This is a genomic window from Moraxella sp. CTOTU46711 (genome assembly GCF_031975715.1).
GTDB lineage: Bacteria > Pseudomonadota > Gammaproteobacteria > Pseudomonadales > Moraxellaceae > Faucicola.
Genome location: NZ_DALYMP010000015.1, coordinates 1 through 18588, shown reverse-complemented (window position 1 = coordinate 18588; position 18588 = coordinate 1). Strand labels below are relative to the sequence as shown.

General features: G+C 44.4%; 12 protein-coding genes. 3 read left to right on the top strand and 9 right to left on the bottom strand.

Features of this window, described 5'->3' with window-relative positions:
* Positions 1–336: 336 nt before the first annotated feature.
* The 9 genes from bfr (RTJ53_RS11860) to RTJ53_RS11820 form a co-directional block, all read right to left on the bottom strand.
* Positions 337–807, bottom strand: coding sequence for a bacterioferritin (gene bfr, locus RTJ53_RS11860; RefSeq protein ID WP_099833574.1), 471 nt, complete (start codon positions 805–807; stop codon positions 337–339).
* Between the two features lie 35 nt (positions 808–842).
* Positions 843–1322 carry a bacterioferritin gene (bfr, locus tag RTJ53_RS11855; protein ID WP_282850562.1) on the bottom strand — a complete coding sequence of 160 codons (480 nt, stop codon included), beginning with the start codon at positions 1320–1322 and terminating at the stop codon, positions 843–845.
* A 202-nt stretch (positions 1323–1524) separates the two neighbouring features.
* The gene (locus RTJ53_RS11850) at positions 1525–1728 is read right to left on the bottom strand and encodes a (2Fe-2S)-binding protein (RefSeq protein WP_007116452.1); all 204 of its coding nucleotides are present in this window, start codon (positions 1726–1728) and stop codon (positions 1525–1527) included.
* Positions 1729–1804: 76 nt separating this feature from the next.
* A complete protein-coding gene (locus RTJ53_RS11845) occupies positions 1805–2206 on the bottom strand; it encodes an ExbD/TolR family protein (protein WP_007116453.1) in 402 nt (133 codons plus the stop codon).
* A 47-nt stretch (positions 2207–2253) separates the two neighbouring features.
* Entirely contained in the window at positions 2254–2919 is a 666-nt protein-coding gene (locus tag RTJ53_RS11840; protein WP_312277089.1) for a MotA/TolQ/ExbB proton channel family protein, read from the bottom strand.
* A gap of 250 nt (positions 2920–3169) precedes the next feature.
* Positions 3170–5392: a TonB-dependent siderophore receptor gene (locus RTJ53_RS11835; protein WP_312277088.1), complete on the bottom strand. Its 2223-nt coding sequence runs from the start codon at positions 5390–5392 to the stop codon at positions 3170–3172.
* Positions 5393–5476: 84 nt separating this feature from the next.
* Positions 5477–7501: a TonB-dependent receptor domain-containing protein gene (locus RTJ53_RS11830; RefSeq protein WP_312277087.1), complete on the bottom strand. Its 2025-nt coding sequence runs from the start codon at positions 7499–7501 to the stop codon at positions 5477–5479.
* A 222-nt stretch (positions 7502–7723) separates the two neighbouring features.
* Complete coding sequence (locus tag RTJ53_RS11825) at positions 7724–10495, bottom strand: molybdopterin-dependent oxidoreductase (RefSeq protein ID WP_312277086.1); 2772 nt, start codon at positions 10493–10495, stop codon at positions 7724–7726.
* Positions 10496–10534: 39 nt separating this feature from the next.
* Entirely contained in the window at positions 10535–11860 is a 1326-nt protein-coding gene (locus RTJ53_RS11820) for an NAD(P)/FAD-dependent oxidoreductase (protein ID WP_312277085.1), read from the bottom strand.
* A 483-nt stretch (positions 11861–12343) separates the two neighbouring features.
* Here RTJ53_RS11820 and RTJ53_RS11815 point away from each other — a divergent pair, with 483 nt between their 5' ends.
* The 3 genes from RTJ53_RS11815 to nirB form a co-directional block, all read left to right on the top strand.
* Positions 12344–13816 (top strand): MFS transporter, encoded by a 1473-nt coding sequence (locus RTJ53_RS11815; RefSeq protein WP_201664659.1) that lies wholly within the window; start codon positions 12344–12346, stop codon positions 13814–13816.
* Between the two features lie 133 nt (positions 13817–13949).
* Positions 13950–15881: a bifunctional protein-serine/threonine kinase/phosphatase gene (locus RTJ53_RS11810; RefSeq protein WP_312277084.1), complete on the top strand. Its 1932-nt coding sequence runs from the start codon at positions 13950–13952 to the stop codon at positions 15879–15881.
* A gap of 188 nt (positions 15882–16069) precedes the next feature.
* A partial coding sequence (nirB, locus tag RTJ53_RS11805) for a nitrite reductase large subunit NirB (RefSeq protein ID WP_312277083.1) occupies positions 16070–18588 on the top strand: 2519 nt, incomplete at its 3' end.

Below are 18588 nucleotides of genomic sequence, written 5' to 3'. Positions count from 1 at the left end.
AAAGCACATAAGTTACTTGAATCAGGCAAGTCAAAAGGCAAAATTGTACTAGAAAGCTTTTAAAACACACCTTGTAAAACCCATATTTTAAAACATATCTTGGACAAAAAAGCCCCTTAAAGTAACTCACCAAACGGCTAGCAGAACGAAAACTGCCAGCCGAAATCACTCATTTTGGCTATGCCAATATGCCAAACTCGACAACTAAAACGATATTCAATAAATTACTGCCACTAAGATGATGATAAGCGATGCCATCAGTATAGAGATGACAGAAATCAACGCAGCTTGGGTATATTGATGGTTCATACAGTTATTCCGACACGCTAATACGCTTTATGAATCTAATAAACTTTGCGTATAATTTTCGATACCCATCGAGGTCATTAGTTCCATCTGCGTTTCTAACCAATCAATGTGCTCTTCACTCCCATCTTTGAGTTTGACCAATAATTTGCGAGAGACAAAATCGCTTTTCTGCTCACATAAAGCAATCGCATTTTTGATGATATCAGTTTTTTGATACTCTAGTTGCAAATCACAACGCAAAATTTCAGCGACATTTTCACCGATTAAAATTTTGCCAAGTTCTTGCAAGTTTGGTAGACCATCTAGCATTAAGATACGCTCAATGAGGTCATCTGCCCATTTCATCTCATGAATCGACTGATGATACAATTTTTCATTGAGTTCACTTAGTCCCCAGTTTTTGGCGATACGCGCGTGTAAGAAATATTGGTTAATAGCAATCAGTGCTTGACCCAAAACTTGGTTTAGCGCTCTTAGAATTTCTTTATCGACTTGCATAATGTTTACCTTAGTTGCCTTATTGCTTGGTCGCCTTATTCAGAGATGTCACCGAGCTGAGATTGCAGATAATTGGCTAGTCCCATCATATCAATCAGTCTTAGCTGCTGCTCTAACCAATGCGCATGGTCTTCTTCAGTATCTACCAATTGTGCGACCAAAATCTCACGAGTTACATAGTCTTGCTCTTGCTCACAAAGCGCAATGCCGTCTTTGAGATGTTGACGAACTGCATACTCAAGCTGCAGATCGGCTTTTAGCATACTTGGCACATCATGACCGATGTTAATATCGGCAACTTTCATGTTGGGCGTGCCTTCTAGCATCAACACCCGATTGATTAAGGCACGCGCATGATCGCTTTCTTCTTCCATTTCATGATGCATACGCGTATGAAGTTTTAGATAATGCCATTCATGATACATTTGCGCATGAATAAAGTACTGGTCACGAGCCCCCAGTTCACCACTAATTAAGAAATTTAGATAATCAATAACAGCTTGGCTGCCTTTCATGGGTATATCCTTGAAAAATGAACAGAAACAAAGGTTGGGTATTATCTGAAATACTAAATTAAAGTGACGTTAAAAACAATTCACCGCAGCAAATAATTTACAATATTTGTCAGTCGCTCATTCATTGAGATTAATGAATAAGCTTGGGTGTGTACGCTAACAGCTCATTAGGCAACTTAATAAACTAGGCAACGTTAATATATTAGGCAACTTCAATAAATAGGTGCGTATAGTTATTGATGCTCTGCGCGTACTCTTCAAGATAACCTTCAATCATTGGCTGACAGCCGCCACAACAAGTAGCCACATCAAGCTCAGCTTGTAATGCCTCTAAGCTGTCATGACCTTGTTCAATGGCTGTTTTGATTTGACTTTCTTTGACGGCATTACAGATACACACAAACATACGCACCTCGTTGATAAATTTTCTTATATAATAATGATAATTATTCTTATTATCAATAAAAATTTTCTCAAAAAGGTTATTCACTGACAAACGCAATCTTGGTTAGCTTGTTTTCGCTCGCTGTTGCTAGGATTTGTGCGACGGTATCATATCGACTGTCTTTATCGACGCGTAGCTGAATGCTTGGGGTCTCGCTTAATTTGCCTTGTTCAGCAAAGCGTGTGTTTAATTGCGCCAAACTGATACTGGCATCATCCCAAAAAATTTTGCCATCTTTATCAATGCTTACTTGTATCACTTTGGGCGGGGCTTCATTGACTTGTGCCGAGGTTTTGGGCAAATTTAGCGGTACACTGGGATTGATTACCGTTGCCGTCACCAAAAAAATAATCATCAAGACTAGCATGATATCAATCAGCGGAATCAGATTGATTTCATTCATGCCTGTCGAAGCATCATCACCGAGTTGAAATGCCATAAGTTATTCCCTGTTTATATATTTATCTGTTTAGCGATGGGTCAAGGTTAGGCGTTTTTCAGCATTAATTCAGTGGCGTTAGTTTGTTGCTTGGGCTGCGAGCTGGTTTGCAAATGAGGTTGAGCGGCTAAACTAGTTTGCGTAACTTGGGTGGAAGAATTCATCAACACATTGGCAAGCAAGGTATGCGCCGTGTCATTCGCTTGGTGCATGGCTTTGCGATTGATTCGTACTATGACATTGTACATAATGACCGCAGGAATCGCTACCGCAAGCCCAAGCCCAGTCATAATCAAAGCCTCCCCAACCGGTCCTGCAACTTGACCGAGTCCTGCTTGACCTGATTTAGCAATACTATCTAAGGCATGAAAAATCCCCCACACAGTACCAAATAGCCCAATAAAAGGGGCAATGGCAGCGGTCGTGCCAAGGATATTTAAGCCCTGCTCACTGGCAAAACGGTAGCGATTGAGCTGTTGCAGTAGCTGCTGCTCAGTAACTAATTTTTGATTGTCTAGGGATAAGGTGGTGAGTTGAGATTGCTGTTGGGAAATTTGCTGGGTCAAATCTTGCGACACTGTTTTGGCAATTTTTTGGCTATTTAAGATACGTAAAATGCCTGTAATCCAAGACAGCATCGATAAAACAATTAACACAAAAAATAACGTCTTGGTCACTACATCTGTATATTGCCAGTAATTTGCAAAATCCATAATCATTCCTATAACACGATAAATATAAAAACTAACTTTAAATGTTAGTATAAATGATAATCATTATCAACAAAAATATTAAAAATTAGGTTTAATTTAACCAGCGACTGTATTAAACCACGTTAATTAAGCCACTTTAAAATATTAAGCAACTTTGATATCAAATGGCTTTAAAACCTCTAGTTGCTTTTTTATCTTCGCTTTGTGTTAGCTTTATATTAGTCAAAATAAAGTTTTGTCACATCGCCGCCTAAAATTTATAGATTAAATTTGCTCGCAGAGTACGGGGTTCACCAAACATAATCATAGCGGCATTCGGGCTTGTACCTGAATAGTAGGCTTTATCGGTTAAGTTTTTGACCGACAGACCCAACTGCCAATGGTTGGCACTATAGCCTGCTTCAACATCATATAAGGTATAGCTTGGTAAATCGACCTTAGATGAGCCACGCTGAGCATGATGTTGCCCTTCATAACGAGCGCCTGCTCCGACATACCAGCCCAAATGCGATGGCGCAAAATAGTATTGTGCGCTGACATTGAAGGCTTGTTTGGGTATATGGTTAATACGCTGACCGACAACATAATCGGATTTGTTAGCAGCTTGGGTGATTTTGGCGATGGGGATATAGCTATAGCCTGCGCTAACGTTCCAGTTGTCATTGACTGCTGAAGTCAGTTCAGCCTCAAAACCTTTGGTTTGTTGCTCGCCAACCGCCACATTATAAGTCTCTGTGCCATCACTATAACTTTCGCTGACGTTTTTGCGAGTCAAATCATAATAGCTCAGCGAGGCTTGGGTGCGCTCGTCTGGCGTTTGCAGTTTGACGCCAATTTCGTATTGTTCGCCTTTTTCTGGGTCAAGTAAATCACCATCTTTGCCCGCGTCCGTGGTCGCCAAAAATGCGGTGGCATAGCTGATATACGGCGCAATTTTGTCATTGACTTGATACATCAATGAGGCTGAGCCGGTGAAAGCATTGTTAGAATTTTTGACGGTAGTATCTTTTTTCACATCGTTGCTTTTGACATCTGACCAATCATGACGACCTGCCAAGTCGATAATCCAGTGAGAATTCACTTTGATGGTATCTTTGGCATATAGCCCCAGATACTGTAAATAATTTACACTGTGCTTGTCAGTGGTGGGCGTGGTATTGGTGATTTCGCCCACCCCATACACAGGGTTATTTAAGTTTAAGGGGCTGTAAGCATACACTTGTTGCTGATAATCACTACGCTCATGAAAGGCGTCTAACCCCACTGACACCGCGTGACTGACGTTACCCTGACTAAAGGTTTTGTCAAAACGATTGTCCATTGACACGATAGTGTCTTGCTTATCGAGCAAGCTTGACTGGCGTTTGATATTGCCAGTAGTGGTTATCGGCGATGTACCGCTTGCCAAAATCGCATCGGCATCGGCGACGCGTCTTGACAGCGCAAAGTTTTGCTTGAGACGCCAACCTAAGTCAAAATCATGGTTAAGCTGATAGCCGAGACGATATTGCTCATCTTGGACAGTATATGCTGGCTCACCAAAAAATAAACTTGATGGGTATGTTTTGTAGGCGTTATTTTGTAGCGGTAGCCCTTGTTGGCGGACGTACTCATGTTGTTGGTAACTTGCCAACAAAGTGACATCTGTGTTATCGCCGAGAGCAAAACGATAAGAAGGCGCTAGATAGTAATTTTTGAAATACACATAATCGGTGGGGTCATTTTGGTCAGAAACACGCCCATTGAGACGAAACGCCCCATCGGTTGAGCCATTGGGGGCATAGTTGATATCAAAGGCTGCTTGATAAAAATCGTTGCTGCCTGCGGAGAGTGTGAGATTTTTGAATGTTTCGTCTTTGGGTTTTTTGGTCGTTAAATTAACCACACCGCCCGGCATCATCTGCCCAAAGCCGACGCTATCCGGGCCTTTGACCACCTCGATTGATTCTAGCCCAGAGATATCCATACTATTTAAAAAATTGCTAGAAGTCGCTGTGCGCATCCCATCGACCAGGATTTGTGAGCTCGCTAATTGTCCGCGAATCGCAATATCATCCCAACCACGACGACCATACTGCCCTGTCGTTACCCCTGCTACGCCTTTAAGCGCATCGGCTAACGTAGTCGCTTGTTTTTGTTGCAGCTGATTTTGCGTGACAACGCTCACTGATTTTGCGCTATCAAACAATTTTTCATCCGATTTTAAAATAGTGGTCGCTTGGGTAGCAGCATACGGCGGACTGGCATCTTCTGCCCGAATAATAATGGTGTCAAGCGTGGTAACGGCAGGCTGTGGGTCATTGCCATTATCCGTTAAAGCCGCCGTATCCACTGCACTGGCAGTCGTATCCGTCTGGGCATAAGCCATGGTAGTGAATGTAGAAAATACACCGATGAATACCCTAGGCAATTGTCTTGATACCCCGCCAAACCTTGTGGTAGTAGGACGGGTAAAAAATTGGATTTTAGACATAAGCAAAGTGTCTCTGCAATATTTTGTGAAAATATTAAACCGCAATGGGCAATCCATCATGCTGATAGTTATCACCCATTGAGTTTAAAACTGATAACTTAGCGCTACTTTGACATTGCGCCCCATGGCTTTATCACCGGTATTGGATACGTGCTCATAGTAGTAGGCGTCTGTAAGGTTATACACGCCAGTATCCACGGTTAATTGCGGTAACGCGCTTGGGCGATAGCTACCAAATACATCATACGTGGTAAAACTTGGTAACTCAGCGACGGCAGTAGCGCTGGTGCGACGCGTTAAACCTTTGACATGGCGGATGGCACTTCCAAGGCTAAATCTGTCATTGATGTCATAATTAAAGCCAAGGTTTAACTGATCGCCTGAGTCTTTGTTGAGTTGGTAGCCTTGCTCGGTGTCGCTTTTGGCATGGGCATAGCCTGCATTCAAGCGCATATTATTTAGCCGATATTTTGCGCTCAGCTCGTAGCCTTTAACGGTAGTTTCGCCGGCATTGATGTAGCTAGCACATTGCCCGTCTGTCACTGAGTTGCCTGTGGTACAGTCAATGCCTGTTAAGCGGTCGATTTTATTGTCATACTGGGTATCAAAGACTTTGGCTGTCAGCGACATACTGTCTTGACTGTCAAACACCCCTTGAAAACGGCTACTGATACCCAGCTCTGCGTTGGCGCCTGTTTCTGCTTCGATGTCTTTATTGACGAAGGTTTGCCCAGATTGGTGAATGGTTTCTGGCAAGGGTGGTCCATTAAACAATTGGGTATAACTGGCAAATAAGCTGTGGTTTGGCGTCAGTTTAAATTCCCCTGCCAATGCGCCCGACAGCTGATTATAGTCGTCACTGCTTAAACGCTCTGACGGCTTATAATGGTCAAAGCGCACGCCAGGCGTCAGCGCAAATCGTCCCAATTCGATTCGGTCTTGTAAGTACACCCCTACGCTGGTAGCGTCTTCTGTGATATCACTACTCTCTAAGTTCGCTGATTTTTTATAGCCTTCTACCCCATAGTTGAGCGTATGTGTCAAAGCATGGTCACCGTGATGCTGCGTCAGTTGCTGTTTGATACTTGCCGTCATGCCATCGGTTTTGCCTGACGTGGCTATACGCATGGGGGTCGTTCCACGCAGTCCTTGCGACAGCGCTTCATTAGTCAAATGATAAATTTTGCTGTTTAGCTCAAAATTGCTATGCGGTTTATACTCATAGCCGAGTGCATAGGTTTCATTATTGGTATAGCCAGGATGAATATTAGCGGGTAAATTGGCTTGGTAGCCGATATTGGGGCGAAACGGATAGTTGCCGTCATTGTCATAGCTTTGGTAACTGGCAGTAATTTTGTGACCTTCTGCCGGCATCACATTGACTTTGGCTAGTATACTTTTGATAGTAATATCATCACCTTGGATGTGGTTGCTTTTGCCATCTTCGCCGCCATCGCTGTCACGCTCACTATAAGACACAATCATGTCCAACTGCTCATTGGGTTTGGCATAGGTCGTTAGACTTCGTTGAAATTGCTGATCGTTACTGGCATAGCCAAGTTTAACCTTTGCCCCCATTTTTTGATCAGGTAGTAGCAAGTCTTGTGCATCCACCGTGGTAAACGCCACACCGCCACCGATGGCATTATTGCCCAAAGTCACCGAGTTATTACCCACTGACACTTCAGTTGTTTTATACAAATCTGGGTCAAGTCCACTAATCCCGGCATGGTGAAAGCCGCGCGTTTCCGGTTGGCGCACCCCATCCACGGTGATTTTTAAGGCACTACCTGCATTGTCTGAGCCCAAACCGCGAATATAAATATGCTGATCCATCCCCGAAGTGCCACCGACATTCACCCCAGCAACCGTCGGTAAATATTGATTGAGTAAATCAGCTTGCTGTACCTTGACTGAGGTCTCATGGCGGACATTCTCAGTCTGTTTTGCTGGGATATATTGACGGGCATTAAAAGTAATGGTCTGCAAGGTAGTGACGGGTTCTGGCTCACTCGCTGTTGCCAACGGTGAATAAAGCGTGGTTAATACACACAGACTTAAATAGCGCAAAGCACCACACGGCGGTAAACTAGCATTGGCAGTATTCATAAAATCACTCAGATATATAAAAAAAGAGAAGCGTTACAAAGCAGCAAGAATAATAATATAAATGATAATCATTATCAATTAATTTTTCCAATTATTTCCCTTTTTTTCGAATGTCTAACGCTAGTTATCAATAAGTAACCAAGTAAAATCAGGCAACATCAAGCGAAGTTATAAAGTGGCTTAAAGTTCGCCCAATAATCCTTTCAACAATTTGTAACAATTTCACCCCGCTAAAATTTTGCTAATCTCTCCTAGACAGGAGCCACAATTGGTGCCTGCTTGGCAATGTTTGCCAACCTCAACGACGGTTTTACAGTGATATTTTTTTATTGTCTCAACAATGGTATTTTCACCCACTGACATACAAGAGCAAACAATCCGCCCTGTATCAATAAAACCCGTGGCAGGTTTGCCCATTAGTAGCCATTTACGCGTATGGCTATCGAGCGTTGTGCCAAATTGGCTATCTAGCCAGTTATTGGTAGGTAGCTTGTGCTCGTGGGTGCTCAAAAATACTAGCGCATGGACTTGCCCGTTTTGCAATATCGCAAGTCGTAAATCTTGGCTGGTGTTATCGGTATCAATATGTTGATAATGAATAATATCAAAGTTGTAGGCTTGCGCTGGTTGATTGAGCCATACACTTAACTGCTGTTGCCAATATTGTTTATCAAACCAAGTGGTCATGACCGCAGACTGACTATCAATGGCAAAAAAATACTGGCTACTGTTTGACTGGCGATTACGCACCCAATAAGTCATATCTGGCGATTCGAGCCAAGTTAGCAGGTTTTCATCACAATGTTTATCAATCAATAACCATCCAAATGCTTGCATGGTCCGTTTTTGCAGCCTGACAGGTTGGTGCTTGAGCTGCGGTTGCTGTGAAAAGGGGTCATGATGATTGCTGATAAGCTTACCGACACGCGCATTGGCGGCAAAGTGCTGATTCCAGTGCATGGGTATAAATACATCGCCTTGGCGTTGTTTTTCAGTCACATCCGCCCGCACTAAGATAGTACTATTGGGACTGTTAATTTGCACAAAATCGTTATTTTGTACACCCAAAGGTTTGGCGTCACTCGGGTGAATCGCAACCAGTGGGTGCGGTAAATGCTGATTAAGCTGTGGGGCAATCCCTGTACGGGTCATGGTATGCCATTGGTCACGCGAGCGACCTGTGTTAAGCACCAGTGGATATTGCTCATCAGGCAATGACTTGGGTACCGCAGGATTAACGGTGACAAAATGCAGTTTTTGGGTATCGGTATAAGTTGTGCCGATAGTGGTGTGTGCGTCTTGTTTTTGTAGTCCAAAATAATGCGGTTGACCCCATTGAAACGGTGCCAAGTTATCATACTCGTTTTGGCTAATATTGGCTAAATGGCTGATATTAAAACTTCGACTATCTGTATTTTTTTCACCGCCATTGTTCTCGCCACTAAGCCGAGCGTGTTCAGCAAACACTTGCGATTCGTGAGTGTAATCAAAACCCACAAAACCCATTTTCTGTGCTACTTGGCTGACTATCCACCAGTCGGGCTTGGCATCAGCAAATGGGGTGACTAAGCGGCGTTGACGAGAGATACGGCGTTCGCTGTTGGTGACCGTGCCTGATTTTTCACTCCAGCCTTGCGCGGGCAAAGACACATGAGCAAAGTCGAGCGTGTCGCTGTCTTTTGAGCAGTCAGACACGATGACCAGTGGGCATTGCTGTAACGCCATGGCAAATTTGTCTGCTTCTGGCAGACTGACTACAGGATTGGTCGCCATAATCCAAATCGCTTTAATTTGCCCCTCCAAAATAGCATCGGCACATTGGGTTGCCTTGACACCATCTTTACCACTAATGCTAGTCGGTGCTTGCCAAAAGTTGGCTACCGTTTGACGATGGTCGCTGTTTTTGAGTTCAAAATGACTGGCTAGCAGATTGGCTAACGCCCCGACCTCTCGACCACCCATGGCATTGGGCTGTCCTGTAATTGAGAACGCCCCTGCCCCTTCATAACCCAGTTTGCCTGTATAAAGGTGGCAATTGATAATGCTATTGACCTTATCAGTGCCATTACTGGCTTGATTGACACCCATTGAGTAAAAACTCACGGTTTTCTTGGTAGTGGCAAACAATTGGTAAAACTTGGTTAAATCACTTTCGTTGACACCGCAGATTTTGGCAACTTTTTTAATCGTCCACCTGTCACTGGCTGCAAGCGCATCAGCAAGATTGTCACAATGCCTGAGATAATCGTGATTGGCATAGCCGTTTTGGTGCAAGTAATTGAGTAGTCCGACAAATAAATGGGTATCTGTGCCAGAGCGAATCGGCAAATGCAAGTCAGCAATCGCGGTGCTGTCAGTGGCTCGTGGGTCAATCACCACGATTTTTTTGTTGGGATTGGCTTGTTTGCTGGATTTTAACCGACCAAATAAAATCGGATGACACCACGCCATATTCGAACCGATAATGATAAATAGGTCGCTGTTTTCGATGTCTTCATAATTACAAGGCACAGTGTCCGAGCCAAATGCTCGCTTGTAGCCAGCCACCGCTGATGACATACACAGTCGAGAATTGGAGTCCAAATTATTGGTACCCAAAAAACCTTTAGTAAATTTGTTTGCCACGTAATAATCTTCGGTGAGCAGTTGCCCCGATACATATAGCATAACGCTGTCAGCGCCATATTCATCAATGGTCTGTTGCAATGATTTAGCAACAAAATCCGTGGCGGTATCCCAATCGACTGGCTCGCCATGAATCATCGGATGGGCCAAACGGCGGTCACGATCAAGCGTATCGCCCAACGCTTTGCCTTTGGAGCATAATTTGCCAAAGTTGGCAGGATGGGTGGGATCACCGTCAATGCTGACGTGTTGGGTATTCTCATCAATCGTCGCCAACACGCCACAGCCAACACCGCAATAGGCACAGGTGGTATTGACTTGGGTCAGGGGAGATTTTTGTGGTGCTAAATGTTGTATAGTTGTTGTCACACGTTAACCTTTTACTATTTTTAATTTCTACCAGTCAGATCAGCTCGCCAGCAACTCTTCACAAAACGCTTTGCCAAACAGTAATTTATCTTTGATGGCTGAAATATCTTGTTGATTTTGAATCAGTTCAAAAAACCAACCGCCCTCTTGTACATCACCATATAGCACTGCAGATAAAATACGGTTGTCTTTTACGGTGATTTTTTGGTAGATGCTATGGCTAGGGTCTTGATAAATCAATTGCTCGCAGTCGTGACTCACATCGATATCACCTGCCGAAAATAGCGCCACACCCGAGACCTTTAGTTTGGTTGCCGTTGGTTGTATGCTAAACACGGGCGAGGTGCTGCCTGGCTGCTTGTTTAAGGTATGTAGCAGAATATTGGCTTGCTCATACACAGGTGCGACGAGCCCAAATAGCTGGTTGTCAAACTGTACACACTCGCCAATCGCATACACGTCTGGGGTATAGGTTCGCATTTGGTTATCAACCAAAATCCCCCGCTCGCAAGTGATACCGACCTGTTGCGCAAGGGCAATATTGGGTCGCACGCCGACGGTCATGATAATGCAATCGCCGTCAATGGTTTTGGCAGGGATGGATGTGTCGACATTATCCGTGTAAGTCAGTCCAGTAACCTGGTTATCCTTATCCACGCAAATCGCTTGGGAGTTGGCGTTGAGCACAAACTCAATACCTTTGTTTTCAAAGTAAGTTTGCAGTAAATCGGCAGCGGTTTTATCCAGTTGACGATTGAGTAAATAGCCTGCCCCATGTACCACAGTGACTTTCGCTCCCTGTTGTACCAAAGCATTGGCAGCCTCAAGACCGAGTAACCCACCGCCGATAACCAGGCATTTTGGAGATTTTTTGCCATTATGATTGTTTTTTGCGATATCTAGCATAGCATCCACATCGGCTTTGGTACGAAAACCCATGACGCCTTTTGCGGTATGGTTGGGCAATGGCAAAATAAATGGCGTTGAACCTGTGGCAAATACCAATTTGTTATAGCCGATCGTTTCGCCGCTGTCGGTGATGACCTGATGAGCAGCAAGATTGATATCGCTAACAGTGCAACCTGTCTTTACAGTGATGTTATGGTTAGCGTACTCCTCTTGAGAAAATAGATAAATCTCAGCGAAGCGTTTTTCCCCTGCCAATACAGGCGATAGCATAATACGGTTATAGCCTGCATACGGCTCACTGTTGATAAGCGTGATAGTAAACTCATCTTGACTTTGTTCGCCTTGGCTATCAATCCCCAGTGCGCTGTGGGCATTCAGTCTGCTTTTGGCATACTGCATAGCAAAGCGTGTCCCTGCCATCCCTGCCCCTATGATAAGAATGTGTGTGTGTTGCATTGTTTGGCCGACCTTGCTTATCCGACTGTATATCTAATACTTTAAAATTTAGCACTTTAGAATCTAGCACTTTAAAATTTAATAATTCAAAATCTATGCCAACCGTTTTAAACCGTTGTTTTTTACTGTTTTTTATGGTGTTTTAAATTTTGGCTATTATTTGTCGGACAGTGTGATGGATGTTGACCACTCTTTGAATTTAACCTCTTTAACTATAGATGCCTGTTTGACGGTTTTTAGCCAATTGTTTCGCTATTCATTTGCATTATTCTTTTACCTTATCGATTACTTACCAAAATAGTGCAGTACAGCATCAAATTTTTATCATTTATGCTAATCGGTGAAAGTTTTATCACAGCAAAATAGCTAATTGATGGGTCATTCAAAAAAATTATTGTAAAAACAAAAGTTTATGATAATGGCATAAATATTGCTTTTGCCTTGTTACCGTGAACCATACAGGCTTACTTAAAGGAGAAGCAGATGCCCCAACGTTTACCGCTGTTTGCTATGAAATTACCCCGTATCAAGGTGTTACATTACACCTGGTTTGCTTTTTTCGTCACCTTTTTAATTTGGTTTGCTCATGTGGCATTGATGCCAACTATCAAACAATATTTTCATTTGAGCGATGGACAAGTCAAAGCGATCTTGATGCTCAATGTGGCTTTGACCATTCCTGCCCGTTTGCTAATCGGCGCGATGGTCGATAGATACGGCCCCAAGCGTTCATATAGTGCTGTGTTGTTGATTAGCGGTTTTTTGTGTTTTGTGTTTGCATTTGCCCAAAGTTTCCAAATGCTGGCGATTGGGCGGTTCTTGCTAGGCTTTGTCGGTGCAGGATTTGTGGTTGGGATTCGTTTGATTTCAGAATGGTTTCCTGTTAATGAAGTCGGCTCGGCAGAAGGGGTGTACGGCGGTTGGGGCAATTTTGGGGCGGCAGTAGCGTCGATGTCGATGCCGATTCTTGCCTTATTGTATGGCGGTGCAGATGGTTGGCGGTATGCGATTGCGACCACAGGCGTGATTGCGATTGTTTATTCGGTCATTTTTTATCGTGGTGTCAGTGATACACCCAAAGGCGCGACTTATTTTAAACCAAAAAAATCAGGCGGCTTAGAAGTATCAAACAAGGCAGACTTTTACTTTTACGCGGTGATGATTTTACCGGTTTATGCGATTTTGTTTTTGTTGGCGTGGCGTTTGTCACCTAGCGGATTAAAATTATTAACCGCTAATCAAACCATGCTGGCATATGCGGTGGTGGCGGTGCTTGTAGTCTATCAATATATCAAAATCTGGTCAGTCAATAAGCATTTATTTGATACATCTCGCCCTGCGGTAAATCCAGAATATGGTTATCAGTTTAAACAAGTGGCGATTTTGGACATGGCGTATTTGGCATGTTTTGGCTCTGAGTTGGCAGTAGTGTCGATGTTGCCGCAATTTTTTATTACCAACTATGGTGTATCGCATACTTTAGCAGGGTTGACTGCAGGCTGTTTTGCGGTGATGAATTTATTTGCTCGTCCTGGCGGTGGTTTTATGTCCGATGCGGTCGGTCGTCGTAAAGTATTGATGATTGCATTGGCAGGGCAAACGGTGGGTTATCTGCTAATGACGCAAATGACTAAGTTACCATTGGCGGGTGCAGTGGCAATCGTGCTGCTTACTTCTGTATTTGTGCAAGCAGCATGCGGTGCAGTGTACTCAGTGGTTCCGCTCATTCAACGCCGTATGACAGGGCAAATTGCTGGTATGGCGGGTGCGTATGGTAACGTAGGTGGGGTGTTGTTTTTGACTATTTTCTCTATGGTATCTCCAACAGGATTCTTTATTACCCTCGCGATTTTTGCAGGGATTGCCTTTATTGGTGCGACCTTCTTGAGCGAGCCACAAGGACATATGGTCGAGGTGCACGAAGATGGCACGATTGAGCGAATTGCGATAGCGTAATCGCTCACTAAATCCAACCAAAAAAACGGTCAACCAGTAGACAAGGAAGTCTAGTTAGTAAGGCAAAAAAGGGTGTATGCCCTTTTTTCATTTTTGCACAATGCGTAGCAACCGTGCTAGTAAGGAAAAACCCATGTCAAAAGCCATTCAGCAAAATCCCCCCAGTTTTCAATCCTTGCCGCAACTGCTGACCCGTGCGGCTAGTCATGCAGGGCGCAAAGCGGAAAATCAAGACACCTTGACGGTGCAAACGCTGGTGCCAACAAGGGATAGCAGCGCCACTCATCTTGCATGGCAAGTCACCGCTTTAGCTGACGGCGTCAGCAGCTGCGGACAGCCAAAGCTCGCCAGTCAATGGGTGATTGATACGCTGATCGACCAATTAACCATGCACCAAGCTGACATGGTGACAACCCCTGTTGCTAGCCCTGTTACTAGCGATTCATTGAATAACAACAGTGCCGAAACGCTGGCCCAAGTGCTCACCAAAAGCGTGCATATTATCAATGATTTTTTGTATTTTAGTGATCAACATGACAGCTTTGATTCAGCCTCGCAGCGGTATTTGCCCAAATTACTCTCAACCTTATCTGGGCTGCTGTTTACCGAGGCTCTATTATCCGAGCACGCGGCAGTGTTATTCCACACAGGTGACAGCCGTATCTATCGGCTACGACACAACAAACTGCGCGTACTCACCCAAGACCACAGACACAAACGAGGGCGAGACAAAGGCGCGTTAGCCGCTGCACTTGGCGCAGATGCCCAAGTAGAATTACAACTTGCCCAAATTGATGTGTTGCCCGAAGATGTATTTTTGATAATGACTGATGGTGTGTATGAATTTATCGGTGATGATGAATTGTTGTTACTCACCCAATCGGCATTGGGCAAATTGTTGGCGCTGGATAATTCCACCACCCTAGATTTAGAAGATTTGCCAGAGAACTTGTGCCAAGTGGCATTGGAAAATGGCAGTAACGACAATGTCAGTTGCGTGATGATAGCCGTCTTGCCAAAAGTTGCGAGAATTTTGGCGAATGCAGATTTTGACAAAGCTGACCTTGCCAAACATACAGACAGTCGTCATGCGGTTACCCGTTTACGCATTCCGCCTGTGCTGACGGTCAGTGACAAGCTTGATCATTTTACCATTGACCAAGTGGTGCAAAACACGCCACGCAGTAGCGTGTATTTGGCAACCGATAACACCGCTGACACAGGCGATAATCAGCGTATTATCAAAGTGCCATCTGCCTACTATGAAGACGATAGCGGATTTTTACGGCTGTTTTTAAAAGAAGAAAAAATAGGGTTAAGTCTCAATCACCCAAGCTTACTAAAATTTTACCCCAAGCCGATGAATAGCCAGTATCTGTACCATGTCACCGAATTTTTGCAAGGCATGAGCTTGCGTGAATTTATCGACACCCAGCCGCCGTTATCGGTTGCCCAAACCTTTGCTATTGTCAATCAAATCGGCATGGCGCTGCGAGCCATGCACCGTAATTATCTACTCCATCAAGATATCAAGCCCGAAAATATCATGCTGCTGCCATCGGGTCATATCAAACTCATTGACTTTGGTTCGGTTGGCTCGTTGCTCTTAAGAACTGGGCATACACCGCCTGTGGGCGATTTGCATTATATTGCCCCCGAATATTTTAGCGATGCACCAAAAGGGGTGTATTCCGATATTTTCTCGCTGGGTGTGGTGACTTATGAGATGCTGACAGGGCTACAGCCGTTTGATGTCGATACCTTGACCACTGCGATGACCGCACAAACCACCCAAAAACTGGCGTTCAAGAACGTGCGACAATTACGCACGGATTTACCATTTTGGGTCAATGACGTGCTGATTCGTGCGCTGCAAGCAGATAGCAACCGCCGCTATCAGAGCATTGGCGATTTTCTCACCGACCTTGACCCCAAAAGCCATGCCGATGATAAAGCCAAACAGCCGCTGATTGACAAACATCCTGTGCTATTTTGGCAACTGGTCAGTGGCATATTAACGGTGCTGTTGCTCATCACTTGGCTACTGGTTGCGTTAAATCACTAATAATGTGATTTATTTTTCTTAACAGACAATTAACCTACATTTTTTAACCCATTGAAATTTATAATAAATTTAAATATTGGCATAAAGTTTGCTTATATAACAGTATAGAAAAACTTGGGATAATACTCGCCAAAAGCCAATCATTATCCTAGTCAAAAAGCCAATGTTTCGTTAGAAAGGATAAATACATGAAAAATCTTATCGTCATCGGTAATGGCATGGTCGGGCACCACTTTATCGAAAAAGCGATTGAAAAACGCCTACACCAAACTTACCAAATCCATGTGTTTAGTGCTGAGAGTCGCCCTGCGTATGATCGTGTGTATTTGTCCAGTTACTTTGAACACAAAGACGCCAGTCAGCTTAATTTAGTGGATCTGACAAACTATGAGCAAGCAGGCATTACTTTGCATTTGGGTGAAGGCGTCGCAAGTTTTGATGCGCAAACCAAAACCCTTATCACCAGCAAGGGCAATACCTTAGAATTTGAAAAATTGGTGTTAGCAACAGGCTCGTATCCGTTCGTACCCCCCGTACAGGGCAATGACCATGCCCACTGCCATGTGTATCGCACCATTGATGACTTAGACGCCATCATCGCCACCGCTGCCAATTCTCGAGTACAGCGTGGCGTGGTTGTGGGTGGTGGTCTGCTCGGACTAGAAGCCGCAAAAGCCTTGGTTACTTTGGGGTTAACCACTTATGTGGTTGAGTTTGCCCCACAATTGATGGGCGTCCAGCTTGACGCTGCAGGTGGTGAGCTGCTGAAAAAGAAAATCGAAGACTTGGGCGTTACCGTTTTGACAGGCAAAAACACCCAACAAATCATCGATAACCATGACGATGACGCCAGTTTTTTAACCATGCAGTTTGCCGATGGTACGCTACTTGATACCGACTTGATTTTGTTTAGCGCAGGGATTCGTCCTCAAGATAGTCTTGCTCGCAGCTCTGGACTCAAGCTAGGTGAGCGTGGTGGTATCGTTATCAACGATACTTGCCAAACCAGTGTGCCAGACGTGTATGCCATTGGTGAATGTGCGTTATGGGACAATAAAATTTATGGGCTGGTCGCCCCAGGCTACACTATGGCAAGCGTGTGTGCGTCACAACTGGCAGGCGAGCATGACAGCCTATTTGACGGTGCCGATATGAGTACCAAACTCAAACTGATGGGCGTGGATGTCGGCAGTATCGGCGATGCTCATGGTAAAATCAAAGACAGCCAAAGCTATGTCTATCAAAACCCCAAAACAGGCGTGTACAAAAAATTGGTCACTACCCCAGACAGCAAACGCCTGCTCGGTGCGGTTCTAGTCGGGGATACCGAAGACTATAGCAATTTATTGCAACTGTTTTTAAATGGTATTGATTTACCGTTACACCCAGAAAGCTTGATTTTGCCAAACGTGGAAAAACCTGTGATGGGGGTGGATAATCTGCCCGATACCGCTACCCTATGCTCATGTTATAACGTCAGCAAAGGTCAAATCTGCTCGGCGATTGATAATGGAGCCCTCACGTATGAAGACATTAAAGTCTGTACCAAAGCCAGCACAGGCTGTGGCGGCTGTGCTCAAATCGTCAAAGATACCTTAGTGTCAGAACTTAAAAAGCGCGGTATCGAAGTCAAAAATCATATCTGCGAGCATTTTGCTTACTCTCGCCAAGAGTTGTATCACTTGGTGCGTGTCAGCAATATCCACACCTTTGAAGAGATGATTGAAAAACACGGACACGGTGATGGCTGTGAAATCTGTAAACCAACGGTTGGCTCTATTTTGGCGTCTTGCTGGAATGACTATATTCTTGATAAACCCCTGGTTGCGCTGCAAGACACCAATGACGCTTTCTTGGGGAATATCCAAAAAGATGGTACTTACTCAGTGGTACCGCGTATTGCGGGCGGTGAAATTACCGCCGAAAAACTCATCGTACTGGGCGAAGTGGCTCGGGATTTTGGACTTTACACCAAAATCACTGGTGGGCAACGTGTGGATTTATTTGGTGCACGTAGTGACCAATTGCCCGATATTTGGGAACGCTTGATTAATGCAGGTTTTGAAACAGGGCATGCCTATGGCAAGTCTTTGCGTACCGTCAAATCTTGCGTCGGTAGCACATGGTGTCGCTATGGGGTGGATGATAGCGTCGGCTTGGCCATCGAACTGGAAAACCGCTATAAAGGCTTACGCTCACCGCATAAAATCAAATTTGGGGTATCGGGGTGTACCCGTGAATGCGCTGAAGCCCAAGGCAAGGATATCGGTATTATCGCCACCGAAAACGGCTGGAACCTATACGTCTGTGGCAATGGCGGCATGCGTCCTAGACATGCTGAACTATTTGCCAGTGATTTGGACACAGCCACGCTGGTTAAATATATAGACCGTTTCTTAATGTTCTACATAAAAACAGGCGACCGCTTACAACGCACATCGGTATGGCGTGAGAAAATGGAAGGCGGGCTTGAGTACATTCAACAGGTGGTCATCAATGATAGTTTAGGTATTGCCGAAGAACTCGAAGCCCAAATGCAAGCGGATATTGACGCGTACCAATGCGAATGGAAAACCACTTTGTCTGACCCAGAACGTTTAAAACGCTTTAAGCACTTTATCAACAGTGACAAAGTCGATGACAACGTGGTATTTGTCGAAGAGCGGAGCCAAATTCGCCCTGCAACGGCTGAGGAAAAGCAAGGATT